Origin of the sequence: Photobacterium profundum, from assembly GCF_003026285.1 — a bacterium.
In the GTDB taxonomy this organism is placed as follows: Bacteria; Pseudomonadota; Gammaproteobacteria; order Enterobacterales; family Vibrionaceae; genus Photobacterium; species Photobacterium profundum.
In genome coordinates this window covers 288320-315032 of the sequence record NZ_PYOD01000001.1, presented here as the reverse complement: position 1 = coordinate 315032, position 26713 = coordinate 288320, and the positions used below count along the sequence as shown (strand labels likewise).

Here is a 26713-nt window from a genome sequence, read left to right as displayed (position 1 = left end):
TATGAGAATATTATGGCTAGTAATGGCTTTATTCTCATTATCATCTTGCGCTATAAATGATTCTAATTATAACTGGCACGTGAATACGCAAACTTTAGATGGAACATGGCAGCTTGAGATAATTGATGAAAAGCAAAATAACAGCAGCATTGAGAATGTTTATGTTCCCAATAATTGGCATTCAGTTGGAATAGAGCATGCTGGTGTTGCCTATTATCGTCGAGCATTTTCTATGAGGTCTATTAATAAAGAGGCACGATATTGGATAGATTTTAATGCTGTAGATTACTTTACTGAGGTTAGCTTAAACAATAAATTGGTTGGAAGTCATGAAGGGTACTTTTCCCCTTTTAAAGTTGAAGTCACAAATGATGTTGTGGTTGGTAGTAATCAATTAACAGTTCAGGTTAATAGCCCAAATGAAGAAATAATAAAAGATTGGTCATTAAATAAAACCTTAATTAAAGGCGTGCTTAATCATCATGATACACGTCCAGGAGGAGCATGGTCTGATCAAGGACAAGATTATAATTCTGGTGGTATATGGGGCTCAGTAGAATTACGTCAGACTGGTCCTATAGCCATAGATAACATAAAAATAGTGCCAATCGTTCTTGATGTTGAGCAAGCACTCACAACAGGTACCGTAAAAATAGAACTTGATAGTGCTTATCAAGGTAGCGCTATTATTGAAATAGAATTATCTCCTCTTGCTTCTCCTAATGCGATCCCTCAACGCTATGAAATAGATCAATACGTTCATAAAGGGCGACAAAATATTTCTTGGCTATTACCCATAGAAAAACGTGAACTATGGTGGCCATGGGACTGGGGGAACCCGACTCAATACAGCCTTGGTGTTTCAGTTCGAATCCCTAAAAATCAGAATGATAAAACAGGTGGCTTGAGTATATCAAAGCTAAAAACGTCTGATTCAAAGTTAACTAATATTGGATTTCGTCAAATTAGATATGATCAAGAAGCGGGGGCTTTCTATGTCAATAACCAACCCTATTTTATCCGTGGTACTAACTATATTGGTAGCCAATGGTTAGGTGAAATGGCAGAGCAAGATTATCGTAATGACTTGGAATTAATGCAGCAAGCTAACATTAATAGCATTCGAGTTCATGCGCATGTTGCTGGTCAAGCCTTGTATAAGGTTGCTGATGAATTTGGTTTTATTATTTGGCAAGACTTCCCATTGCAATGGGGCTACAGCGATTCCCCTGAATTTATTGAACAAGCAACCATTCAAGCAAAAGCAATGACAGATATGCTGTATAACCATCCATCAATCGCCTTTTGGTGTGGGCAAAATGAACCACCCTGGGATGCTAATTGGATGAAATATAAATATGAAACGTACAATCCCTCGAAAAATGTACAGCTGACAGAATCTATATATAAACAACTGCTACTGGCTAACGATAAAAGAGTCGTAAGAAAAGCATCGTATACCAAAGAACACCCTTGGTTAGGCTGGTATTCTGGTACTTATAAAGATTATAAAAATAAGCCTGCAACCCCGATTGTTAGCGAGTTTGGTGCTCAAGCAATGCCAGACTATTTGGCAATGAGAAACATACTTGAAGATGAGTACAGTTGGCCGTTAACAGAAAAAGCCATAGAAACGTTGAGTTATCATAATTATCAACCACATGAAACGTTAAATATCGCGAAAGTTTCTGAAGGTGAATCCTTATCACACTTCGTTAAAAATTCTCAAGAATATCAAAGATTAGTTACAAAATATGCAACGGAACACCTAAGATTGTATAAAGGTGAAGGGCTTGCTGCTATTTATCAATTTATGTTTGTAGATAGCTGGCCTGCAATTACATGGTCAGTGCTTGATAATGAAAGGAGAATAAAGCCTGGATATTTCGCACTGCAACAAGCTTATCAACCTGTGCTTATTGTGGCCTCTGTTAATAATGATGCCATGCTGCCAACTATTACAGTAACCGTTATTAATGACACGCTAGAAGAGTACCGTAATACGAGTTTAGTGGTTAAGAATATATATGATGATCGACGTTGGATAATTGATGATATTGATATTAAGAGTAACGCGCAGTCATCAATAATAACAGCTTCTGAATTGATAGGATTGTCAGAATACTTCACTTTGACCTTAATAGACCAAAGTGGTAACGAGATTAGTGAAAATAGCTATTTGTCGCAAGATTTAAAATGAAGAAAAATCAATAGGGCTAAATATGACAAGGATTGTCGCTTTACTATTATTAATTAGCATGAGCTACACGCTACATGCTAATGACTTAGTTGTGAATCAACTCGGTTACCACTCTGATGGTGCTAAAGCTGCTTATTGGATTACTGCTTCTAATACCAAAACAGTATCACTCATATCGCTAGATCGTGACAAAAAAGAGATTGAACTACCGTTAGGGGCGGTGACATCACTACCTGATAATAGAAGCGTGACTAAAATTGATTTTTCCAAGATAAATCAAACTGGTTGGTATGTGCTTAAATCGAATGTAAGTCAATCGGCTCCTTTTCAAATAACTTCGTCACCTTACCAAGAGCTAAGTGGGCGTCTTGTGCATGCTTTGTATTTACAACGCTCTGGTGTTGTAGTGAATGACCCAATTACAGGCATGCAAAGACCTAAAAGCCATGAAAAAGACGGCCTAGTGCTTCGAAAAGATGATTTCTATAATGCTGGACAGCCATTGGATATGACGGGTGGTTGGTATGACGCAGGTGATTTTGGTAAGTATGTTGCAACAACAACGATTACTGTTGCCCGCTTATTAGAAGCATACCGGCAAGCTCCTGAATATTTTAATGCGCAAACACTAGATAATAAATTAGTCAGTGTGCAGTTAAACAATGAGCAACTTCCATCGGTATTAGCAGAAGCTACTTTTGGTTTGGAATGGCTTGTGAAAATGCAACGTGGAGATGGTGCTGTTTATCGTAAGGTATCAGGCAAGGAGTGGCCAGCAAAAATAGCTCCTTGGCAAGATGCACAAGAACGTTATGTCTACGGTATTAGTACACCAGAAACCGCTAAGTTTGCAGCAACGATGGCGTTTGCTTCTCGAGTATTTAAACCTTATAAACCAGAAGATTCTCGCCGTTATTTGAAGGCAGCACTGCTCGCTTGGCATTATTTGGAACAAAACCCTGAGCAATATATTGATTGGCATGAAGATGATGATAGTGGTTCAGGCCCATACATTAAGAATGATGAAGATAAAGAAGAATCGTTAGAAACTGATGCTGACGACCGACTTTGGGCGCTTGCAGAGCTTTATTTAGCAACATCAAAAGAGAATTATTTGGCTCATTTTTTCTCGCTCTATGACGCAAGCTTTATCGATGTTTTTGAATGGAAAAATCCCATGGCGATGGGAGTCTGGCACCTTATTTTGGCGCTTGAAGACGAACAGAAAGAACGTTTAGTAAAAGACTTAAAGTTGGTTGCTGATAAATATGTAGAACAATCTCAACATTCACCCTTTGGCGTTGCTAACCAACGTTTTATTTGGGGTTCCAATAAGATGACAGCAGAAGCGGGAATACTTGTCGCGTGGTCTGACTTTGCTCAAGGTAAACCAAGCAATCATTCAACCGTTCAGTCTCAAATTGATTATCTGTTAGGAGCAAACGCTTTTAACCTTAGTTTTGTTACACAAGCGGGGACATATTCAGTAAGAAATCTTCACCATCTGTACCGTATTGCAACAGGGGTTAGCTTGCCGGGGTATTTAGTTGGTGGCCCAAATGAGAAAGCTCAGGCAGGTGTGGCTCCTAAAAACATGGGAATGCTGAGTTACATCGATAGCGAAAAATCTTATGCGGTAAATGAATTCGCTATTGACTATAACGCGAGCTTGATTGGTTTATTGGCTGTAAATCATGCCTATTTTAGACAAAAACAACCGGAGTGATAGAAGATGGACTTTTATTTTAAGGAGTTTGAACATCGGAAGCCACCAGAACCTGTGCCGCACAGCGTTCCCCGTGAATTACTGTATCAGTACTTGGCGACGTGTAATCTCACTCTGGGGGTTTGGTATTTATGGTGGCGATGGTCTTTTGCACTTAACTATGATGCGTTATGGTTTTCTTTGCCTTTGGCATTTGCAGAATCGTGTGCTTTTATTGGCTCATTACTCTTTACGTTCAATCTTTGGAAGACAAAAGATGAGCCCAAAAAAGAGCCACCGCATAAAATTGCAGAATGTGAAAATGGTAGCGAAGAAGATAGACCAATTAGCGTAGATGTTTTTTTTCCGTCTTACGATGAAGAGCCAGATCTGGTTCGCTTAAGTATCTTAGACGCACAAAAAATAACGTATCCTCATAATATCGAGATGAAAATTTATATTCTTGATGATGGAAAGCGTCCGTCAATGGCCGCTTTAGCTCAAGAGCTAGGCATTGAATATATTACACGTGAAGGGAATGAAGGTTTTAAAGCGGGTAACCTACGAAACGCATTAGAGCAGACGTATGGTGATTTCATCGTCATTTGTGATGCAGATACACGCCCTTTCCCTACGATTTTAGAGCATACCCTAGGGTATTTTCGAGACCCGGATGTTGCATGGGTGCAAACCCCACAATGGTTCTTTGATTTACCTGAAGGTGAACGACTTCCCGCTTGGTTAGATAGAAAAGTCGGTCGCGCGGGGGCATTCATTGGTAGAGGGGTTGAGCGATTGTATGGCCCCGTGACGTTAGGAGAAGATCCTTTCGTTAACGATCCTCAGATGTTTTACGACGTAATCCAACGTCGTCGTAATTGGGTTAATGCGTCTTTTTGTTGCGGTGCGGGTTCTATCCACCGTCGTGAAGCGGTAATGGAAGCTGCGCTTCGTAGCTACAGTGAACAAATCAGTAAAGAACATGATGCTGTTGAAAAGCAGATTCGAAAGCTGACAAAAGAAAAAACAGTCGATAAAGAAATATCGAATAACCTACGCCAAGAAATTTTATTTGATACGGAATTTACGCCATATAAATTTCACGTGTCAGAAGATATATATACATCGATTGTTTTGCATTCAGATACCGAAAGAACTTGGCGTTCGGTTCAGCACCCCGAAGTGGAAAGTAAAATGCTGTCGCCACAAGATTTACAAACGTGGACGGTTCAACGTTTTAAGTATTCTGGTGGCTCGATTGATATTTTTATGAACGATAATCCAATATTCCGTAAAGGCATGGATATTAAACAGAAGTTGATGTATGGCGCCAGTTTTTGGTCAAATTTATCGGCTATATGGAATATCATTTTCTTAGCGTGCCCCATCATTTACTTCTTAACAAGTATTGCGCCTGTTAGTGCGTATGACACCACGTTCTATTTGCACTTTTTACCCTTTGTATTAACGGCTGAACTGGCAATGATGGTCGGTACATGGGGGGTTGCTGGTTATAAGGGTAAAACGAATTTCTTATCCTTTTTCCCTGTGAATTTCCGTGCACTATGGACTGTGCTCAGAGGGCGAAAAATTAGTTTTCCAACCACGCCTAAAGAGCGACAAACGGGTACTTTTTTTAAGTTAGTTATACCGCAAATTATCGTATTTTCATTAAGTCTATTTAGTATGTTGTTTGCTTGGTTTAGTTATTCGACAGGGGCTTTCGGTAGTTATTCGTTTGGCGGTTTAGTCTTAAACAGTTTTTGGATTATCAACAATATGATGGCTATGTGGGGCATGATTGCGGCGGCATTTTGGACGCCACCATCTGATAAAAAGCAAGAACAGGAATCAGAGGAATTAGAATATGGAATTTAAAAAAGCGATGGTTAATGCCCGCCACCATTTTGTATTTATCGGGGGGTTAGCTACGGCACTTGTGATTGCGTTTACAATTGAAACGCGCGATTTTAATCAAGTTTTAGGTAATTTAACATTTGAAACATCAGAACCTATTCCACTTCGCGAAAGCCGTATTCTAACGGAAGAAGAGTACGTATGGGCAACGACTGCCTGGGAATATTTTGATAATAACTATCAGCAGAATACGGGGCTGGTCAATTCAGTTGATGGTTATCCTTCAACCACAATGTGGGATACTGCATCGTATTTAATGGGGCTAATTTCAGCTGAAAAGTTGAATGTTATTAGTGATGCTGAATTTTCATTAAGAATGCAAAAAGCACTTCATACTTTGGCGCAGTTACCGTTAATCGAAGGCAAGCTACCGAATAAAGCTTATAACACTCAAACCTTAGAAATGGTGGATTACAGCAATACACCAACACCAAAAGGGATCGGTTGGTCTGCTATCGATATTGGTCGAATTTTAGTTCCACTTAATATCATGATTTGGCAATACCCGAAATTTAATAAGCATGTTAATGATGTACTAACACATTGGAATGTCAGTGAAATGATAGACCAAGGTTATCTCTATGGCTCCCGTCCTGCGAGTAAAGGTGATGGCTTTGAACTTGTACAAGAAGGGCGTATTGGTTATGAAGAATATGCCTCGAAAGCCTTATCGTTAATGGGGCGTGATGTCTTTAATGCAATGAAGTATATCGATTACTTGGAATTAAAAAACATTGATGGCGTCGAGATTCCAACAGATAGACGAGATCCTGCAAAATTCCATGCACATAACTATGTGGTGAGTGAATCTTACATTTTGGATGCGCTTGAATTTGGCTCCGATAGTGTATCTAAAATCTTCGCATTCCGCGTGTATAAAGCACAACAAAACCGTTATGACCGCACCGGCATCCTAACTGCAGTGAGCGAAGACAACGTGGATGAAGCCCCGTATTTTGTTTACAACACTGTATTTTCTGATGGTAAAGAGTGGAATGCGATAAGTGACGCAGGTGAAGACATGTCTCACCTAAAAACGTTATCAACGAAAGCAGCCTTTGGCTGGTACGCTTTATACGATACTCCTTATACATCTTTGTTAGTTGATGAAGCGAAAGATCTATTTGATGATAAAAAAGGTTGGTATTCAGGACGTTATGAAGATGATGGGCGAACCAATAAAGCAATAACAGCCAATACAAACGGCATTGTATTAGAGTCGTTGGCATATATTCAAAATGGCTCACTGCTAAGTGTGGGTGTGAAATAATAAACCTGTCGTGACTGATAGGATAATAAAGCGGTGTTGAGCTGCGTATATGTAGCTGTTGTATAGATAGGGAGTGTTTATGCGTTATATCACGGTTTGCCTACTAGGTTTAATGACAGTGGGGTGTGGGAATAAATACAACAGTTTTTCTAGCGATATTGTGGAAAAGAAAAGCCATTGGTCAACACCGCAGCCTCGTACAGGTAACTTGACTGAAAAAGAAATGGATATGGCTCGAATTGCTTGGAAGTATTTTGAAAATAACTACCAAGAATCGACCGGGCTAGTCAATGCTGTAAATAATTACCCATCAGTAACGTGGTGGGATGCTTCATCGTATTTGGCTGGCATGGTGAGTGCACTAGAACTTGGCATAATTGAAAAGGAAGAGTTTGATCATCGCTTTCTTCGCTTTGTTACTACATTAAATACGTTAGACCTTTTCAGAGGTGAGCTACCCAATAAAGCCTATAACACACAAACTGCTGCAAAAGTGGACTACGGTAACCAGCCTGGTGAAATAGGGTACTCTGCACTCGATTTAGGTCGATTACTTATTTGGCTCTATATCATTAAAAATAGATATCCAGAGTATGCGACGGGTATTGATTCTGCTTTATTACGATGGAACTACTGTAATGTCGTTGATGAGAACGGCACCATGTTTGGCGCATTACTCGAGAAAGACAAACCTGTGCAGTACCTGCAAGAAGGGCGTTTAGGTTACGAAGAGTATGCAGCAAAGGGGTTTGAGTTATGGGGATTCAATACAACGCAAGCTGCAATGCCAGAACCCTACAGTACGATAAATCTTTATGGGTATGATATTCCTTACGATACGCGTGACCCGCGTAAACTGAAAGCGCATAGTTACGTTGTAACTGAAAGTTATGTGTTAGATGGTATTGAGCTTGGTTGGGATTTAGTCTCAGATCGCTCGGCGCACAATAAAAGTTATTCACACGATTGGATGGCTGAATTTGCGTTACAAATATATCGTGTACAAGAGGAGCGCTATAAGCAAACGGGTATTATCACAGCAAGAACTGAGCACCAGCTAGCGGGTCCTCCGTATTTTGTGTATGACACTATTTATACCGATGGTTTTGCTTGGAATACTATTTCAGAAACCGGCGAGTTTTTACCCCAATATTCAGCTGTTGCGGTAAAAGGCGCAATGGGAATGTGGGCGTTATGGGATACCGAATACACAGATTTGTTATTTGATCATATTTCACACCTTTATGACCGAGAAAAAGGATTTTACGAAGGCATTTTTGAGAACGGCACGGGATTAATCAACACATTTACATCGAATAACAACGGTATAACGATGGAAATACTCTTGTATAAACAGCAAGGGAAACTACTCACTTACAAAGATAATGTGGCCCCAAGTTTATGGGAGAAAACATTAGAAACACCGTTTGGTTACGAAGGCCAGTGTTTACCTCGTAAGCCAACAGCACGTCCGTAGTTGTGGTTGTTTTAAAGGGATGTCGATGTTGAGAGTAGCTGTTGCCGTTAGTCTAGCTTTATCATTATCTGCTTGTGGGGTGGTGTATAAAGGTGTGCAAGATGGAGTTTCCTCTATTAACGAGTCACAAGTGATTCGTCAGGGGCGCTTTGGCGAGCTTACAGAACTTGAAATTGAATGGGCTAGGGTCGCGTGGAAATATGTTGAAAATAATACGCAGCTTAGTACCGGGTTAGTGAATACTATCGATAATTATCCGACAACCAACATGGCAGGTCTGGCGGATTATTTACTGGCCTTAACTGCTGCGCGTGAATTTGAATTTATTACCAGTAAAGAACATGATGAACGTCTATCGCTAGCCATTAGCTTTCTTGCCAAAATGAATCTTGGACCGACAGGGGTTCCTAATAAGGTTTACAGTACAAATACCGGTCAAAAAGTAGATTATGGCAATCAACCTAGTGATATAGGTTGGTCATCGATTGATGTTGGACGGCTATTAATCGTTCTAGCCATTATTAAACAGCGTAATCCAGAATTTTCAGAATACGTTGATAAAGCTGTTTTACGTTGGAATTTTTGTGAGCTAGTTAGCCAAGATGGAGAGTTATACGGCGGGGTAATTAATGATGGACAGATCTTTCGTTACAAAGAAGGTCGGTTAGGTGTCGAGGAATATACATCTTACGGGTATGTAGATTGGCATATTGTGCCAGAAAAAGCCATGCGATTAGACCCGTACGATGTTGCCACAATAAATGGTATCGATCTGCTATTTGATGGGCGAGATCCTCGCCACTACGATGTACTTCGTCCTGTTTATAGCACCCCGTATTTATGGTTAGGCCTTGAGTTTAATTGGGATGATATTAAGGATACATCGTCAAATGATGCGACACATAGTAATCAAGTGTTATCTGCAATGGCAGATTCAATCTACCGTGTACAAGAATCACGCTGGGATGTTGATCGTATCTATACCGCTCGTGGTGAACACGTCGTGAGCGGTGCCCCCTATTTTGTTTATGACAGTATTTATGCATTAGGTACACCTTGGATAACTGTCGCTGAAGATGGAAGTTCGCATGATGAATTAGCGCTAGTATCCACACGGGTTGCATTTCAAATGTGGACATTGTGGAAAACAGATTATACCAACCGGTTACTTATATTGGTGAAAGAATTATATGACCCAGAACGAGGTTGGTATGAAGGGCGTTATGAGTTAACCAGTTCTTATGAAAAAAGTATTACGCTAAAAACCAATGCGGGTGTTTTAGAAGCGCTGTTATATAAATCGAATGGCAAACTCTATAAGCCACAAGGTGATAAAGAGTATCGTGATGTACAATTTAATTCGCGGTTCTATCACCCAGGTAAATGCAATGTGGAGACTTTTCGATGAGCCGAACATTTATATTAAAGTATAAAATAAAATTGATGTTATTTATCGGGCTGATTGTTTTTTTTGTACAAATAACACCCGTAAAAGCAGCGGTGGAAGATGTTGAATTGCCTCCATACAGTAAGGCTACGTATCTTGTCAGCCAGGGGAAATATAAGCAAGCATCAGAACAATGGCATCAACTAACCATTATTATATTAAGCTCTGAGGCAAAATTAGGTCGCAAAAAAATGTGGCAATATGCTGGTCTTTCAGAAGCATTAGCGGCTATTTCTGCAGATAAAAATAACAATGCTGAGGCGTATCAATATTGGGCAGACAGTACTCGATATTTAATGACGGGAGGAATAAATTGGGAAAAAATGCGGAAAAATTTGCATCGGCGTTATGAACGCTCAAATACTCAGTTATCTTCTCAATTACAGGTTAATGACTTGTCTGTTGGTATTGATGAAAAATGGCAACAAGAGTTAACAATGCTGCAAGTATGGGATGATAAGTTAAGTATATTTTCTTTTAATGCTCCTAAACTAGGGTTGCAAGAGAACGTCAGTAAACAGGTAAAACCTACAATTGCTGCTATGCCGCAAGCTGTTTATCAACCTCCTTCGGGAACTGGAAAAAAATTGAGTGGAATTAAAACGCAATTTAACCATGAAAAAAATGTTGTGCCAGTTAAGAGTGATATAGATAGTAACAAAGTAGTTAATAGCAGTGTAAATACTAATAATACTGCTGTCGCTGATAATAATGTTTCTGTTAATAATGAGTCTGAACATAAAATAGAAACTTCGGTTGATATAAATAAAATAAAAGACAAGGTAGCCATTGATTCGGTTGCTATAGACAGTGTCACAGAAAGTAACAAAGAAGAGAATGTTGTAGCCTCTCCTGTTGATGAAATTAAGTTTAACGAGAGTGAAGTGACTTTGAATGAAGAGAAAACTGTTGCTAATTCAGGTGGTAATGATGGTAGTCCGTTAGGGAAAGGTAATCTTGCTACTATTGAAGATAATCATGTAGAGGCATTACAACGCAGAAGTTTTGCTCCTATTTCGTCAACAAGTGAATAGTTGTTATTATTAACAGAATCAATTATAAGTATGGGTAAATTATATCTGTTTTACTTTGTAATTGTTCGTTTCAAATTTGTCATTATTATTTGTTTATTCCGTTCTCCCTACTAGTATTATTTACAAGCCCTGTTGTCTTCGGTGGGTGACTAATTAGTCTCACATAACTCATGGACGAAGGGGTTTATAATGACGCCAGCAGAAAGCATTGTTTATAAAGAATTAGAATCCTCCAGTGATTTTTTTGATCTTACAGAAGAAGCACATCAAAAAAAACTAATGACTCTTTCAAATACACTATATTGTCTTACAGATGTATCAACTGAATTTTATAAAAAAATGGTCAAAGAGGTTATGTGCCCTCTAGAATTCCGCCTCGCGATTAAATTGGTCGAGTCGCGTCGTTATTTATTATCACTGAACAAACCACTAACGATTGGCGTCATATTTGCCATGTGGGGTGAACATAATCGATTAAATGTAAAGAGTGTAACTAACCCTCACGGTGAAGACTCACTGCGAACAAAAATAAATCAGCTAAATTGGATAACAAAAGGTACATCGGTTGATTGGCATTTATACCCCGTTGATGATGGGTGTCCGCATAATAGTGTCGGTATAGCGAAGAATATACTGGCTTCACATGCTGATAAGAATAAAGTGACCGTGCTAGCGCTTCAAGATGTGATACCCACTGGCTCTGGCCCTTTGCAGAACCTTCATCATGTTGATGATTCGCGTAAAGGTGGCGCGATTATTTATGGCTGTGAGGTTGCCTTAAAAGATAATGTCGATTGTGTTGTGTATACCGATGCAGATAATTCTGTTCACTTAGGGCAGTTGGGTTTGCTTATTGAGCCTTATATCAAAAATGATTATCAAGTTGTGTTGGGTAATCGTAAGCATCCTAATTCAATTTTGGTCAAGCAGGAAGAACGCTGGGGTGTGGGTATCAAAACATTACGTCATATACAGCGAATGATAGGGCAAGAAATTTTTACTAAAGGTATTAAAGACACTCAAGCGGCATTTAAACTATACGGTAATGTAGCTTTAAGAAAAATTGTCAAAACACCGACAGTGTATGATTTCTCATTTGATACCGACTGGATTCTTGCTGCGATGGAGATGAATCAGTCTATAACAACAGTACCTTTTGCTTTCATTGATTCTGCTGCCGAATCCGCTTCTATTGTGCAAGGGCCAATGACGACGTGGTATACCCTGCTTGATGGTTTAGTAAAGGCGGTTCGCGCAAGACATGCAGCGCACAGTACAGAGATGGCAGATGTATTTGAACGCGAAATTTTATCTCATGAAGATCTAGAGTTGATCATCAATAATGTACCGCCTGAACTGATCAATGCTCAAGACTCTGATTTAGGCGATCCCAATGTTATGTCTCCTAAAGCCATTGAGCAGTGGTTGATTACTATGAAATCGCCTCAGACGCAGAGCGTTACTTGAACCTTATATACTTAGGTTACTTGGTTATAAGTTAAACCGCTTCCTAATCATTGTGCATTTGCATACCACCTCAATACCTAATGCTAACTCTAGCGGAAGGATTGGGGTGTTTTTTCTTCCAATTTCAAGTGAACTTTTATTCATATAGAGCAAATGAATGTTTGATCAGCTTCAAACATAGACCAATTAAATTTTTATAAGTGTCAGTTATGTCTACAGTTGTATTAACAAATTTGTAACCTAATAGTGGGCGATATAAACGTTAATCTATAGGGTGAAGGATCTGTACCACTTCGCAAGCTTAATAATGCGTTGGTAACGACTTTTACGAGCTTCAGTATTGGAATACAAGTGCGAGAACAACAAGGAGAGCAGGATGCAGTTGAAAGAAGTAATTAAAAAGTTAGCACTGATTACAACAGTCGCCAGTGTGCTTTTTACCCCACTTATTGTGCAGGCAGCAAGCGCTGAATATAAGTGGAAAATGGTGACCACATGGCCTAAGAATTTCCCTGGTTTAGGTACAGGTGCAAATGATTTAGCCAACCAAATTAATGAAATGAGTAATGGCCGTATTCAAGTCAAAGTATACGGTGCAAAAGAGCTTGTCGGTGCGCTTGAAGTTTTTGATGCAGTGTCGCGTGGTACTGCTGAAATGGGGCATGGTGCAGGGTATTATTGGAAAGGAAAAGTACCTGCAGGTCAGTTTTTTGCGGCTGTACCTTTTGGCTTAACCGCGCAAGAGATGAACGGTTGGATTTATAGTGGTGGTGGTTTAGAACTGTGGCAAGAAGCCTATGCACCGTTTGGGATTATTCCGATGCCTGGTGGTAATACAGGTGTGCAAATGGGGGGGTGGTTTAATAAAGAAATCAAAACCCTTGATGATCTTAAAGGCTTGAAAATGCGAATCCCAGGTCTTGGGGGCGAGGTATTAAAACGTGCAGGAGGCACGCCTGTATTGCTACCGGGTGGTGAAATATTCCCAGCGCTTCAGTCGGGTGCGATTGATGCCACTGAATGGGTAGGCCCGTACAACGATATGGCATTTGGTCTTTATAAAGCTGCGAAATATTACTATTACCCAGGTTGGCATGAGCCAGGTACAACACTTGAAGCGCTGATCAATAAAAAAGCCTTCGATAAGCTACCGAAAGACTTACAAGCGATTGTATTAAACGCGACAAAAGTGGCTAACTCGAACATGTTGGCTGAATACACCGCACGAAATAATGCCGCGTTGCAAAGCCTGATTACTGATCACAAGGTTAAGTTATTACCTTACCCTGCAGAAGTGTTAAGCCAGCTGAAAACCTTATCAGATGAAGTGGTAGCAGAAGAAGCTCAGAAAGATGAAATGAGTAAGAAGGTGTATGCCTCTTATATTGCTTTCCGTGATCAAGCGGTCGATTGGCATGCTGTTTCAGAGCAAGCTTACTTGAATGCGAGAAACCCTGAATAAAGAGTCGTAATACGGTGGGGTAGAAGGCTTACCCCATCAATTTGTATGTTGTAATGAGTATTGTGTATGGACGCACCATCTCCCGCTGTTATCAGTTTTATACGGCGTATTAATCGCTTCAGTGATATTACTGGTCGGTTTGTTTCATGGTTTGTTTTAGCCATAGTATTAATCACCTTTGTCGTTGTTGTTATGCGTTATGTGTTTAATACGGGTTCGGTTTTTCTACAGGAATTAATCACATATTTTCATAATTATGTCATCATGTTGGGTGCTGCTTATGCACTGCTCAAAGGTGCGCATGTCAGAGTCGACATATTCTATCGCCCTATGTCGAATAAAAAGAAAGCGTGGATTGATTTATTCGGTTTTCTTTTTCTTTTGTTACCGACCTGCTTATTCATTTTTATCATTGCTTGGGAATATGTCGCCTTGTCGTGGAAAATATTTGAAGGTTCGCAAGAAGCTGGGGGAGTTGATGCCCGCTATCTTTTTAAAACCACGATTCTATTAATGCCTATATTAATGATTGTGCAAGGCTTGGCAGAAAGTATGAAGGCACTTTTAACCATTGCGGGTTATGAAGATGCAGTGAAAGCGCTCGATGAACATGACGAGGAGCACGCATTATGATTGAGCTTCTTCCTCTTTTACTTTTTGTTGTTGTATTTATTGTGTTGTTGTTTGGCTACCCCGTAGCGTTTTCGTTAGCAGGTTCAGCTTTATTATTTGCCGCAATTGGTTATGTAACTGAGACATTTGATCCTGTATTTCTTGAAGCCATACCCAATCGAATTCAAGGCATATTATCGAACGAGCTGTTAATCGCGATTCCGCTATTTGTGTTTATGGGCGTAATGCTAGAAAAATCTAAAATAGCTGAAGAATTACTCGATACCATGGGGCAAGTATTTGGTGGTATGGCGGGGGGTTTAGGTTTATCCGTCACCTTAGTCGGCATGTTATTAGCCGCAAGTACCGGTATTGTCGGAGCAACTGTCGTTACCATGGGGTTACTGTCGCTGCCGACTATGTTACGTCGGGGCTACTCACCTGAAATATCTACAGGGATCATTTGTGCATCTGGTACGTTAGGGCAAATTATTCCGCCGTCGATTGTATTGGTGCTATTGGGGGATGTGATTTCATCCTCTTATCAACAAGCTCAGCTCGATCAGGGGATCTTCGCACCAGACAGTGTCACCGTGGGTGATTTGTTTTTTGGCGCGCTTATTCCAGGTTTGATTCTTGTGACTCTGTACGCGCTTTACATTATTGCCATTGCGATTATCTCGCCAGAAAAAGTCCCCCCTATTCCTGAAGATGAACGTAAAGTCAGCAAAGAACTGTGGATGCAAGTGCTCACCGTTTTAATACCGCCGATTTTATTGATCGTATTAGTACTGGGTTCAATTTTAGGGGGGATTGCGACACCGACAGAAGCTGCATCGGTTGGCTCTGTAGGGGCGATAATACTGTCGTGTTTTAAACGAACCTTCAACTTGAATATTCTTCGACAAGTTATGCGAAGCACGACGGAAGTGACTGCGATGGTGTTCATGATATTAATTGGCGCATCGGTATTTTCGTTAGTGTTCCGTGGTTTTGGTGGTGATGATCTTGTTAGGGATTTTCTGATTGATCTGCCTGGTGGCGTTTTTGGCGCTGTACTATTAGTTATGATTGTCATGTTTTTATTGGGTTTCTTTTTAGATTTTATTGAAATTACGTTTGTTGTGATTCCAATTGTTGCACCAATACTACTGACTATGGGGCTAGATCCAATCTGGTTGGGAATAATGATTGCGTTAAACCTTCAAACATCGTTTTTAACACCACCCTTTGGCTTTTCACTGTTTTATCTTCGGGGGGTTGCACCCGATTCAGTCTCAACACCACAAATCTATCGGGGAGTGATTCCGTTTATTGGTATTCAATTGTTCGTACTTGGTTTGTTAGCGTATTGGCCAGCTCTTGCAACTTGGTTACCAAATGCTGTTTATGGTTAGGTAGGTGCTTTCATCGTTTAGTGCTATGCATGGCTAACTATGCTTATAGTTAGTCATGTACGCATATATTCGTTTTCCTGAGAGGGTTATGAAGTTTGGGTACAAAGGGGATTTATGAGAATATTCATGCGACGTTTATTAAATGATTGGATCTCATGAAAACTTGGATGCACCAGCCACGCAATATTGATGTTTCACACTACGTAGATCGATACTGGTGGTTAGAGGTTGGTGAAAGCGATAGTGGTTATGAACCCGCGCTATTAATTCCCAATCCGAATGCTAACCTCATTTTTACATTGCCGACTCAGCAGTATTCTTACCAGCAAGATCAGCAAGAATTAGTCGGGCAGGGTAGCCATTTACTTCACCTATGCAGCAAAGTAATTAGCATTAATGACCAAGGCAGTATTATTCGGCTTGGCGTAAAGTTTAAAGCAGGTGCGCTGTATGCGTTATTTGGTATTGAAGGCAATGAAACACAGAATACGGTTATCTCTGATTTGTCGCTGTTGCATCCATCGTTCACTCTCGCCAATATACGGCAGCTCATTGATACTGACTATGCTTCAAATAAAGAGGTGAATCAGAACAAATACAGCGTGGATAATGTTATTGAGCGATTGGATAACTTGTTCTCGCAAGTTATTCAATTAGCAAAAGAAGATCGCCATAGTATATTGGTGCGTGATACGTTGAGTCTACTTGCTGATAATTCATCGGTTGGGATCGAAGCTAAACTATTTTGCTCACGTAGAACTCTTGAAAGGGCATTTTTGCGTGTAACGGGTGTATCAATAAAGCAGTACGAAATGATGATGCGGTTAGATGCCGTTCTGATGTATATCTTTAAGAATTTAACTGACCCCAAGAATGATACGAGAATAACAGAGCCTGATTGGGCTGATATCGCACAACACTTTGGTTTTAGTGATCAACCACATCTTATTCGTCAGTTAAAGCAAGCGATTGGACATACCCCAAACAAATACCTGAATACACGTAACCTGATTATTGATGTGTATGGTGATTTTGAATAAGTCGCGATTTATCTCACCACACATTGTCGCTTTTGTTCAATCACCATTTTGCTTTAGAGGTTATGCTCTGATGCAGGATCTATATTAATGAAGAGTAACGTTTTGCAACTTGAAGATTTAAAACAAGGGAAACCTGTTCCCCTATCAAATGCATTTACTATCCAACTTATTCGCCAAGAAGATTTTACCAATATTCGAGTGATGCTAGAAAACCCGAATGTGACTAAATTTTTATTTTTCGCACCAGCCCCCATTGAGCTGTATGAAGCGTTCTTCTTGCCAATCATTGAAAATACAGAAAAAGCGATAGCAAGCGGTGAGTGGCCAGAACATCTAACTATCATCATTCGTGATCAGAACCATCAATACATGGGCATGGCGGGTTTAACGCAAGTTATGCTGTTAGCGGGTAATTTTGAAGTTGGTTTCCAGTTACCTGAGCATGCTTGGGGCCTAGGTATCGGTACATTAACATGTGAGTACTTAACTAAAGTGGCATTTGAACAGCTTAATGCACATAAGGTTGCTGCTGATTGTTATAGCCAAAATTTAGGTTCTGCAGGTGTATTACGTAAGTCAGGTTATGCACTTGAAGGTAACCAAGCAGGATATTTTCATACCGAAGAATTAACCGATGATCGTTTGTTATTTGGTATGACGGCAAGCCAGTACTTGGCTAAGAAAATGGGTCAAGCTGTATAGAAAATCGATAGAATAAATAATGGCGGTGTACAGACATTAGAAGGCTGCTTTTCGAGTATTAAAATTGTTTCCTGCTGAAAGACAATACGTTTGCCAATGCTCATCCCCACAGTGGATGAGCAACTTGATAGATAGTTTTGCCCTTCTCAACTAACCCTACCTTTAGTCAATCTAGCCTCAATGTTCACTTTTATCATTTTGATATTGTTTATTGTTTTGATAGTAAAAATGACTATCAAACTGATATTTACGCACTCTCATTGCGTAAGTGCGCAGTTGTAATTTACAGGTGTGATTAGCTTGATCCTTAATCTAGTATCTTTGATTAAGAATCAACCCCTGCAAGATCACATATCTCCTTCTTGTTTTCTATTCTTGCCCCAAGTCGGTCTAATTTCTGCTTAACAAGATTACCTGTTTATCATTTCTGTTTTTATGGAAGTATCTCGGTGAAAGTATGGCGACAAGGGGTAATTGGATAACCCATGCGTCTTCATCGTTTCGTGGGTAAACAGATTAGCCCCAGAGTAGTGGATTCAGTCTTTTATTGTTCCTTCTAATGGATAGAGCGCCCAGGCAAGACGGGTAGGGATAATCGTAAACAAAGATTGTTGCGCTCTGGGTTGGCCTGCAGGGTATCCCTATCTCACATGCAATTCCGCTGTGAATACCTTGTTGAGTCAGAACCCAATTGAGAAGGATATTTCAATGACTAGCTTTAATCAGCTTGGCAAGCGCACCCCTCGGGTCGATGGACTTGCTAAAGTGACGGGAAAGGCGATTTACGGTAATGACATTCAGATTCCTGGCATGCTTTATGGAGTATGCCGCTACGCTGATATTCCGGCAGGTAAAGTCAATAAGATAGATACAGAAGACGCTGAGAAAATTGCAGGTGTAATACGTATCGCGCGTTTTGACGATATACCGGGAGATCCTACAGCAGGGGTGATCATTCGTGATTATTACCCCATAGTAAAAGATGAAGTCTGCTTTATGGGCGACGTAGTGGCTGTGGTGGTCGCTGAAACCTATGAAGCGGCGTGTCTGGCGGCAGATAAAATCAAAGTGGAATACACGCCATATTCGCCGATTTCGGATGTACATGATGCGCTCAAACCTGATGTGCGTCGTATTCATCCCGATAAGCCTTCGAATGTGGTGGCGACACATCATACTCAGCGTGGTGATTACGAAGCGGGGTTTGCACGATCGAGCCACGTGATTGAGCGAACGTTTCAAATTGGCTTCCAAGAACACGCGTATATTGAGCCTGAATCTATTACCGCTTATCTCGATCCTACCTCTTCTGACCTTATTCTGACAGGGTCAATTCAAAACCCACACCGTGTTCGCGGCTTTGTGTCGTCGTATGTTGGTCTACCACAAGCGAAAGTCGATGTGCGCCGAGCTGTTATGGGCGGTTCGTTTGGCGGCAAAGATGACACCATAGATCATTTGTCATGCCGTGCAGGTTTGATGGCCATGCTCACGAAGCGTCCGGTGAAGTTTACCTATACCCGTGAACAGTCCATGGTCGAGAGCAGCAAGCGTCATCCGTATCACATGACTTATAAAGTTGGCTTTGATGGTGATGGAAAAATTCATGGAATGAAGGTTGATATTCTGGCTGACAGTGGGGCATATGCGGCATGCACGCCGTTTGTAACTTGGCGTTCTGTTGTACAAGCAGCTGGACCATATGATATTGAGAATGTTCGTGTTGATATTCAAGGTGTGTACACCAACAACACATACACAGGTGCGATGCGTGGATTTGGTTCGCCACAAATTGTGTTCGCCAATGAATCCTTGATGGATGAAATTGCTGAACATTGTGGCATCAGTGCGATAGCTGTCCGTGAAATAAACGCGATTAAACAGGGTGGCCATAGCATTACAGGGCAGAAATTCGATAACCACGCGGTGTCTGCGCTGGAAGTGATGGAAAAGGCAACAACGCAAGCAGAATACCTCAGTAAAGTGGAACAGTACAAGGCGTTGAATGCGTCCGATAACACGGTCAAGTATGGTATTGGCTTAGCGATTAGCTACCGAGGCTGTTCAATGGGAGCGGAAGGCGCCGATACCTCATCCGCATTGGTGTCAGTCAATACCGATGGTAGTGTGAATATCTCGACAGGCGTATGTGAAAACGGTCAAGGATTGCAAACCACTATGTCGTTGATAACGGCTGAAGTCTTAGGTCTGCCTGTTGATGCTGTGAATTTCACTGAGCCACCGACGTCTATGATTTCTGACGGCGGTCCAACTGTTGCCTCGCGCGCCACGATCACTGGCGGCAATGCCGTCAAAAATGGCGCTGACATCATCAAAGCCCGTATTTTTTCGGTGATTGCCGAAACTCTTCAGGTCGCAGAGCTAGAAGATACGATTTGGAAAGACGGTGTCATTAGCAATAACAAACAACCTCATTTGCATATCACGTTTGCTGAAGCGGCAAACAAGGCGAAATGGGCTGGCGTGAATCTGGCTGCGTACGGCTGGTTCGATCAGCCAGATATTAGTTGGGATGAGGAACAAGGCTGTGGTAGCCCGTATTTTACTTGGGTCTATGCGTGCCAAGTCGTTGATCTCAAAGTCGATACCAGCACGGGTAAATTAGAATTGCTTGATATTACAGCGGTTCATGATGTGGGGCAGGTGATCAGCCAAGTGGGCTTTGAAGGTCAAGTTGCTGGCGGTATAGCACAAGGTTTTGGTTTAGGTGTACTGGAAGATTACAACATTGAGCATGGTGAACTAAAGTCTGAAAACTTTGATAGCTACCTCTTACCGACCATCAAAGATATGCCACCTATGACCATTATGGCGGTCGAAAATGCGGATGCGGGTGGGCCTTTTGGCGCCAAGAGCATTGGTGAACCCGCAACGGAGCTTGCGGCGGCAGCAATCAATAATGCAGTCAGTTTTGCACTCAATAAACGTATGCGCCAATTACCACTGACCCTTGAGCAATTAGTGTTGGGCTATAATCTCAAGAAACCTGCGCGTCAAAGTGAGCAGATGCTCAAATCGGAAGAGAAGAAACATACCCACCGCTTAACGGGCTTTTCGGTGGTAAATCCCGCATCACTTACTCAAGCATTGTCGTTGTTGCAAGATGGTAAGGCCACCGCGATTGCTGGCGGCACCGATGTGTTGGTGCAAGGTCGTATGCAAAGTGGCGAGCGTAAGTTGGTCAATATTGCTGACTTGCAAGGCTTGTGCGAAATTATCGAAGACGATACCCATGTCACTATCGGTGGTGGTGTGCACTTTAATTGCTTGGTAGAGCATCCGGCCATAGCGGAGAACTTCCCGTTATTGGCAACTGCCTGCCACACCATTGGTTCCCACCAGATCCGCAACCGCGCTACAGTCGGCGGTAACATCGTTAATGCGGCACCGTGTGCTGATTCTGTTCCTCCACTGATGATCTACGGCGCCGAAGTTGAGCTTCGTATGGCGAGCTCCTCCCTATCAGAGGGTGCGTGCGAAGGCGTCATTGCTCGCCGTATGCCGCTATCTGCGTTCATCACAGGAGGGTATCGCACAGAATTACAGACTGGCGAACTGCTCACCAAAGTGATCTTACCTAAGCTGCCTACTCAAATATCATCCCGCTCTTGTGGTTATATCCAGAAGTACAGCCAACTGGGGCGACGCAATGCGCTCAACATTACCCGCTTGAGCCTAAGCTGCTTGATGGCATTTGATGAAGAAGGGCATGTGTCGACTTGCCGCTTGGTTGATGGGGCATTGTTCAGTAAACCACAACGCTTAACTGCGGTTGAAGATGAATTACTAGGCTATCCACTCGACGAAGAACGGTTATTACGTGCAGAAGCGGTACTGATGGATGCTATTGATACTGCAATTGGCGGGCGTTGGTCGGCGAAATACAAGCAACCAGTCTTCACCAATATGTTCCGTGATTTGATGAATGAGATTCGTGCAGAGCAAGCAGAAGGAGTTTCGCAATGAATGAATTACAAGCGACAGCGATTGATCAACGCGAAGCTACGCGTATTCGTCTAACGGTGAACGGCAAACTGCATTTGTTGGATGTTGACGGTAACACCCGACTATTGGATTTGGTGCGCAATGATTTAGGACACACCGGCACCAAAGAGGGCTGTTCGGTGGGTGAGTGCGGGGCATGTACTGTCATCATGAACCAAGAAGCTGTGTGTTCTTGTATGGTGTTGGCGGCGCAATGTAATGGTGCCGAAATCACCACGATTGAAGGCGTGGCTGAGGATCCGTTAGCCAATCAACTGCAACAATCTTTCATTGAAGAAGGAGGAGTGCAATGTGGATTTTGTACGCCGGGTGTGTTGATGAGTACTAAAGCATTATTAGATAAAAAGCCCACCCCATCTGACGACGAAATCATGGACGCGCTGGAAGGCAACTTATGCCGTTGTACGGGGTACCAACCGATCATGAACTCCGTCAAAGCCGTAATCGCGCGTAATCACGACAAGGATAAGCAATAGCCATTATAAGCTCAATAACTACCGTTCATAACGAGTTTCCCCCTGCGGTTGAGTGAGAGGCAGGTAGCCTATGCACAAGCCCGGGGGGGCACGGATGCGTTTTACCATTGAGGATACAACAATGAAGTTACTGTACAAGCTGAACGAAAAGCCTCCCCAGGGAGTGACCTTCTTTCTCGCGCTACAACACATGTTGGCATCAATCGGCGGGATAGTGGCGGTCCCCCTGATCGTGGGTGGATCGATAGGATTACCACCGGATGAAATAGTGACGCTCATCAGTGCATCGTTGTTTGTATCTGGTATTGCGACCATCGTGCAATGTATCGGTGTCGGGCCGGTTGGGATTCGTTTACCCGTTGTGATGGGATCCAGTTTTGCGTTCTTGGGTACGTGTATTGCGATCGGAACGAACCAAGGTATGTCCGGTATTATCGGCGCAGCGTTTGTCGGTTCCTTTATGGTGATTATTGCCAGTTTCTATATGGAATATATCCGGAAGCTCTTTCCTACCTTGGTGAGTGGTGTCGTGGTGACCCTGATTGGCTTGACTATTTTGCCTGTCGCCATGAGCTGGATTGGTGATGCGCCAGCCGGAAGCCCTGAATTTGCCTCGTTACCCAAAATCTTTTTGGCCGCAGTTTCATTGGCGGTAGTGATTGGTGTTTCCGTTTTTTGTAAAGGCGCAGTAGCCGCATCGGCGATAGTGGTCGGCTTGGCTGTTGGTTATCTCATCGCTCTACCAATGGGTATGGTCGACCTGCAACAATTGTCTGACGCATCATGGTTTGCGATGCCTGAGCCGTTGAAATACGGCATGACATTCTCACTGCCTGCCATTATTAGCATGACCTTGGTCTATATCGTGGTGGTGGCAGAAGCAACCGGTGACTTCATGGCACTAGGCAGTAATTGTCATGTGGAAGTGTCAGGGAAAGATCTAAAACGGGGGCTACTTGGTGATGGTTTAGGCAGTACCTTTGGTGCATTGCTAACCGCGATGCCAGTTGCGAGCTTTAGCCAGAACGTTGGTATTGTCGGTATTAGTGGCGTTGCCAGCCGTTTTGTTGTTGGTGTCACTGGGGGGCTACTGATCCTTGGCGGTTTGTTTCCTAAAGTCGCCGCATTGGCGGTTACTGTGCCTAAACCGGTATTGGGCGGGGTCGGCTTTGTAATGTTTGGCATGATTGCGTATGCCGGTATTCGCATGTTATTGAAAGCGGCAGATTCACGTCGTAATGCGTTGGTGGTTTGTGTCGGTTTGGCATCAGGCATGGCAGTAACTTTGGAGCCTAATTTGCTGCAACACTTCCCAGAAGATCTGAAAATGCTGTTTCATTCGGGAATAACGACCGGGACATTAGCGACCGTGGTATTGAATATGTTGCTGCCGAAATCGAAGAAGAGTGAGCTTGAAGATGAAGAACCTGAAAAGAACATTACAGCGAAATCGATTCTGACGAAGCCAGATAAACGTACAAAAAAGATCGCTAATTAATTGGTAATACGGAGTGCTATGAAGCCGCGTTTCATGTGTGGCGTGGCTTTATTACGCTACAGGCAGAATAGAATAAAAAAAGAATAAGGCAAAACCGTTGCCACAGTAGATGATGGTATCTCGAGGTGGCAATGGTTCATGTCATTTTGAATATAAGTCTATATATTAAGCTGTCGCTTCATCGACTAAATACAAGATTGATTGATAGGGAATGCCACTATGGTGGGATAATCCTATTTCACAGGTACGGCTGTTACTGAATCCACGTGTACAGTTATTGGGTACTTGTTCTTTTAGTGGGTGTACAGCTGCAGCGTTAAGTTCTGGCGTGGTAAAGCCTTTATCACCCGCCCATCCACAGCATTGAATATGTTCGGGAATAATTACTTCAGATGCACAGGCATTGGCTAATTCAAGCATACTGTTTTCTAAGCCCATTCGTCGTGAACTACAAGTAACATGTAACATTACCGTTTCTTCAATCGGTGAAATACTTAAATAGTTGAGCAAATATTTGAGTACGAAACCTGTGGGCTCTAATACTTCCATTGGCTGCGTAAATTGCTCAATACTGCGCTTGGCACAAGGGCTGGTATCCATTAACACAGGCCACTTTCCTTGCTCGCTTGCTTGCCATAGCACATCTTCTAATTGTTGTGATTTTTGCTTTGCCAGTGCAGTCATGCCTTTGCTGTCGTAAGGCATGCCACAACATTGATCAGCTAAAGATTTAGGAATGATGATGTCAAAACCTGCTTTTTTAATCAGCGATGTGGTTACTTCAGTAAGTGATCGACTATCGGTATTACCCGCTTGCTGGCCCATAGTGCGGCTGGCACATGAGGGCAAATACACCACCTTTTTATTGACTCCAGTGTGTGCTTTTGTGTTTTTGGGCTGGTGGCGATTTGAGGTTGGTATTTCCGGCATCCAAATAGGTGTTTTACCACCGGTTAGATTACGGATACCGTTGGTCACTTTGCCGACTGCTTTTTCACCCAGCACTTTCTGAGCGAGTTCATTGGCTTTAAGCCCGACATTCACCATTTTGGTCGTTGCAGTGAAATGATCTGCTGTCCAGCGGGCAATAGGGGTAAATTTCTGGTACTTGGCAGTACGCAATTTTTTCACCAGATCGCCTGTATTGATACCTACAGGGCAGCGATCAGCACATAATCCTGTCGCCGCACAAGTGTCTAGTCCTTGGTATTCAAATACGTCACGTAATGCTGCTGAATTGGCGGTTTCGCCAGCGGCTTCTCGACGTTGAATCTCGCGGTATAGCACAATACGTTGGCGTGGCGATAAAGTAAGCGTACGAGAAGGGCATACGGGTTCACAGAAACCACACTCAATACAACGATCAATCAGATCGTCAGCTTTCGGCATAGGTTTCAGGTTTTTAATGTGTGATTGAGGATCATCATTAATAATTACTCCAGGGTTTAATATGCCACGGGGATCAAACAATGCTTTGATCTGCTGTATTAAGGCATAGCCATCTTTACCCCATTCCAGTTCGACATACGGTGCCATGTTACGCCCTGTGCCGTGTTCTGCTTTTAATGACCCTTGATATTTGACCGCAACTAATTCAGCCACGGAATCCATGAAATCACCATAACGTTGTATTTCATCGGGTGATTCAAAACCCTGAGTGAAAACAAAATGTAAGTTACCTTCAAGTGCATGACCAAAAATAATGGCTTCGTCGTAATGGAATTGGTCAAAGAGCTGTTGTAAGTCACGTACACCTGCTGCCAAATTTTCAACGGGAAAAGCGACGTCTTCAATAATAACGCTAGTGCCAACTTCGCGTACAGCGCCAACTGCGGGGAACATACCTTTACGGATGCCCCATAAGGTGGCAACAGTGTGGGCATCGGTAGTGAAAGAGATTGATTCAATCACATTAAATTGCGCGACTGTTTGCATGATAACGTCACACTGTTGATCTAACGTTGTTTGGTTACTGGCGCGTGATTCAATTAACAGCGTACCGGCTTCTAAATTTAAGTGCTGAATAAAATCAGGCATTCCCGGTTTGTCTGCCACTGAACGCATCGCGCGACCATCCATCATCTCGACGGCTGATACGGGATCTTTGGCTAAAGCGGTAACCGCTTGGCTAGCTTCTTCAATGCTGTTAAAAACGATCAATGCTGAGGCTTTATACGGGTGTTCGATCACTGTGTTGTAGGTAATCTCAGCAATGAAGCCTAATGTGCCTTCGGATCCGATCATTAAATGCTTGATCACGTCGATCGGATCGGAATAGTCGACTAACGCATTGAGTGAGTAGCCAGTGGTATTTTTCAGGCGATATTTATGACGAATACGCTGGGCTAATTCGACATTATTTCTGACATCGGTGCACAGGTTTTTAATACCTGATATTAATTTGGGCTGTTTATTTTCAAAAGCGACAATACTTTCTTCACTGGCTGTATCGAGTAGCGTACCGTCGGCAAAGACTAGCTTCATGCTGTCAACAGTACGGTAAGAATTTTGTGCCGTACCGCAGCACATGCCACTGGCATTGTTTGCTGCGATGCCCCCAATTTTACAGGTGTTGATAGAGGCAGGATCTGGCCCTATTTTACGACCGAACGACTCGAGGTATTTGTTCGCGTCAGCCCCAATAACACCCGGCTGTAGGGTGATTTTATGTCCGTCATCGTAAATTTTGTGCTCACGCCAATCATCAGTCAATGTAATTAATACAGAGTCTGATACAGCCTGCCCAGATAGGCTGGTGCCTGCTGCACGAAATGTACAAGGAATATTGAGTTGATCACAAGCTTGAATGGTGAAAATAACTTCATCAAGATCTTTTAACCGTACAACCATTTTGGGAAGTAAACGGTAAAAGCTAGCATCCGTACCGTAGGCAAGAAGCTGGGCTTCTTCGGTGAAAATTCTGTCTGGAGCAAGACGAGTCGCCAACATATTTTTGAGTTGCTGGTAGTTATATTCCATTACA

The 26713-nt window shown here is 42.2% G+C and carries 17 protein-coding genes; 16 read left to right on the top strand and 1 reads right to left on the bottom strand.

Going from position 1 to position 26713, the window contains the following annotated elements:
- Positions 1 to 22 precede the first annotated feature (22 nt).
- The 16 genes from C9J48_RS01275 to C9J48_RS01200 all read left to right on the top strand — a co-directional run bounded on the left by C9J48_RS01275 (position 23) and on the right by C9J48_RS01200 (position 23730).
- On the top strand, positions 23 to 2200 hold the full coding sequence (locus C9J48_RS01275; protein WP_181320791.1) for a glycoside hydrolase family 2 protein: 2178 nt from the start codon (positions 23 to 25) through the stop codon (positions 2198 to 2200).
- A 22-nt stretch (positions 2201 to 2222) separates the two neighbouring features.
- Positions 2223 to 3926, top strand: coding sequence for a glycoside hydrolase family 9 protein (locus C9J48_RS01270; protein WP_107281021.1), 1704 nt, complete (start codon positions 2223 to 2225; stop codon positions 3924 to 3926).
- Between the two features lie 6 nt (positions 3927 to 3932).
- Positions 3933 to 5783 (top strand): glycosyltransferase family 2 protein, encoded by a 1851-nt coding sequence (locus C9J48_RS01265; RefSeq protein ID WP_006231510.1) that lies wholly within the window; start codon positions 3933 to 3935, stop codon positions 5781 to 5783.
- A complete protein-coding gene (locus tag C9J48_RS01260; RefSeq protein WP_006231511.1) occupies positions 5773 to 7092 on the top strand; it encodes a DUF3131 domain-containing protein in 1320 nt (439 codons plus the stop codon). Before C9J48_RS01265 ends, C9J48_RS01260 begins: the two co-directional genes overlap by 11 nt.
- A gap of 79 nt (positions 7093 to 7171) precedes the next feature.
- Complete coding sequence (locus C9J48_RS01255; RefSeq protein WP_006231512.1) at positions 7172 to 8569, top strand: DUF3131 domain-containing protein; 1398 nt, start codon at positions 7172 to 7174, stop codon at positions 8567 to 8569.
- A 25-nt stretch (positions 8570 to 8594) separates the two neighbouring features.
- Entirely contained in the window at positions 8595 to 9977 is a 1383-nt protein-coding gene (locus C9J48_RS01250; RefSeq protein WP_006231513.1) for a DUF3131 domain-containing protein, read from the top strand.
- Positions 9974 to 11050, top strand: coding sequence for a hypothetical protein (locus C9J48_RS01245; protein ID WP_006231514.1), 1077 nt, complete (start codon positions 9974 to 9976; stop codon positions 11048 to 11050). The genes C9J48_RS01250 and C9J48_RS01245 overlap by 4 nt, the downstream gene beginning before the upstream one ends.
- A gap of 189 nt (positions 11051 to 11239) precedes the next feature.
- Positions 11240 to 12517 (top strand): glycosyltransferase, encoded by a 1278-nt coding sequence (locus C9J48_RS01240; RefSeq protein WP_006231515.1) that lies wholly within the window; start codon positions 11240 to 11242, stop codon positions 12515 to 12517.
- Between the two features lie 376 nt (positions 12518 to 12893).
- Entirely contained in the window at positions 12894 to 13979 is a 1086-nt protein-coding gene (locus C9J48_RS01235) for a TRAP transporter substrate-binding protein (RefSeq protein WP_006231516.1), read from the top strand.
- 66 nt (positions 13980 to 14045) lie between these two features.
- Positions 14046 to 14612, top strand: a complete 567-nt coding sequence (locus C9J48_RS01230; protein WP_006231517.1) for a TRAP transporter small permease subunit — start codon at positions 14046 to 14048, stop codon at positions 14610 to 14612.
- Positions 14609 to 15988: a TRAP transporter large permease gene (locus C9J48_RS01225; protein WP_006231518.1), complete on the top strand. Its 1380-nt coding sequence runs from the start codon at positions 14609 to 14611 to the stop codon at positions 15986 to 15988. Before C9J48_RS01230 ends, C9J48_RS01225 begins: the two co-directional genes overlap by 4 nt.
- Positions 15989 to 16143: 155 nt before the next feature.
- Entirely contained in the window at positions 16144 to 17028 is an 885-nt protein-coding gene (locus C9J48_RS01220; RefSeq protein ID WP_006231519.1) for a helix-turn-helix domain-containing protein, read from the top strand.
- 87 nt (positions 17029 to 17115) lie between these two features.
- Complete coding sequence (locus C9J48_RS01215; protein WP_006231520.1) at positions 17116 to 17730, top strand: GNAT family N-acetyltransferase; 615 nt, start codon at positions 17116 to 17118, stop codon at positions 17728 to 17730.
- A 708-nt stretch (positions 17731 to 18438) separates the two neighbouring features.
- The gene (locus C9J48_RS01210) at positions 18439 to 21717 is read left to right on the top strand and encodes a molybdopterin cofactor-binding domain-containing protein (RefSeq protein WP_006231521.1); all 3279 of its coding nucleotides are present in this window, start codon (positions 18439 to 18441) and stop codon (positions 21715 to 21717) included.
- The gene (locus C9J48_RS01205) at positions 21714 to 22232 is read left to right on the top strand and encodes a (2Fe-2S)-binding protein (protein WP_006231522.1); all 519 of its coding nucleotides are present in this window, start codon (positions 21714 to 21716) and stop codon (positions 22230 to 22232) included. The genes C9J48_RS01210 and C9J48_RS01205 overlap by 4 nt, the downstream gene beginning before the upstream one ends.
- Positions 22233 to 22353: 121 nt before the next feature.
- Positions 22354 to 23730: a nucleobase:cation symporter-2 family protein gene (locus tag C9J48_RS01200; RefSeq protein ID WP_036803351.1), complete on the top strand. Its 1377-nt coding sequence runs from the start codon at positions 22354 to 22356 to the stop codon at positions 23728 to 23730.
- A gap of 165 nt (positions 23731 to 23895) precedes the next feature.
- Here the strand turns inward: C9J48_RS01200 and C9J48_RS01195 are convergent, their stop codons facing one another.
- Entirely contained in the window at positions 23896 to 26709 is a 2814-nt protein-coding gene (locus C9J48_RS01195) for an FAD-binding and (Fe-S)-binding domain-containing protein (RefSeq protein ID WP_006231524.1), read from the bottom strand.
- Between the last annotated feature and the right edge of the window lie 4 nt (positions 26710 to 26713).

Bases quoted from the DNA above. Each gene is read 5' to 3' on its own strand.
- C9J48_RS01275 (WP_181320791.1), top strand. From the start codon at position 23: ATGGCTTTATTCTCATTATCATCTTGCGCTATAAATGATTCTAATTAT.
- C9J48_RS01215 (WP_006231520.1), top strand. From the start codon at position 17,116: ATGAAGAGTAACGTTTTGCAACTTGAAGATTTAAAACAAGGGAAACCT.
- C9J48_RS01205 (WP_006231522.1), top strand. From the start codon at position 21,714: ATGAATGAATTACAAGCGACAGCGATTGATCAACGCGAAGCTACGCGT.
- C9J48_RS01240 (WP_006231515.1), top strand. From the start codon at position 11,240: ATGACGCCAGCAGAAAGCATTGTTTATAAAGAATTAGAATCCTCCAGT.
- C9J48_RS01225 (WP_006231518.1), top strand. From the start codon at position 14,609: ATGATTGAGCTTCTTCCTCTTTTACTTTTTGTTGTTGTATTTATTGTG.
- C9J48_RS01195 (WP_006231524.1), bottom strand. From the start codon at position 26,709: ATGGAATATAACTACCAGCAACTCAAAAATATGTTGGCGACTCGTCTT.
- C9J48_RS01270 (WP_107281021.1), top strand. From the start codon at position 2,223: ATGACAAGGATTGTCGCTTTACTATTATTAATTAGCATGAGCTACACG.
- C9J48_RS01255 (WP_006231512.1), top strand. From the start codon at position 7,172: ATGCGTTATATCACGGTTTGCCTACTAGGTTTAATGACAGTGGGGTGT.
- C9J48_RS01250 (WP_006231513.1), top strand. From the start codon at position 8,595: ATGTTGAGAGTAGCTGTTGCCGTTAGTCTAGCTTTATCATTATCTGCT.
- C9J48_RS01235 (WP_006231516.1), top strand. From the start codon at position 12,894: ATGCAGTTGAAAGAAGTAATTAAAAAGTTAGCACTGATTACAACAGTC.
- C9J48_RS01260 (WP_006231511.1), top strand. From the start codon at position 5,773: ATGGAATTTAAAAAAGCGATGGTTAATGCCCGCCACCATTTTGTATTT.
- C9J48_RS01210 (WP_006231521.1), top strand. From the start codon at position 18,439: ATGACTAGCTTTAATCAGCTTGGCAAGCGCACCCCTCGGGTCGATGGA.
- C9J48_RS01220 (WP_006231519.1), top strand. From the start codon at position 16,144: ATGAAAACTTGGATGCACCAGCCACGCAATATTGATGTTTCACACTAC.
- C9J48_RS01230 (WP_006231517.1), top strand. From the start codon at position 14,046: ATGGACGCACCATCTCCCGCTGTTATCAGTTTTATACGGCGTATTAAT.
- C9J48_RS01245 (WP_006231514.1), top strand. From the start codon at position 9,974: ATGAGCCGAACATTTATATTAAAGTATAAAATAAAATTGATGTTATTT.
- C9J48_RS01265 (WP_006231510.1), top strand. From the start codon at position 3,933: ATGGACTTTTATTTTAAGGAGTTTGAACATCGGAAGCCACCAGAACCT.
- C9J48_RS01200 (WP_036803351.1), top strand. From the start codon at position 22,354: ATGAAGTTACTGTACAAGCTGAACGAAAAGCCTCCCCAGGGAGTGACC.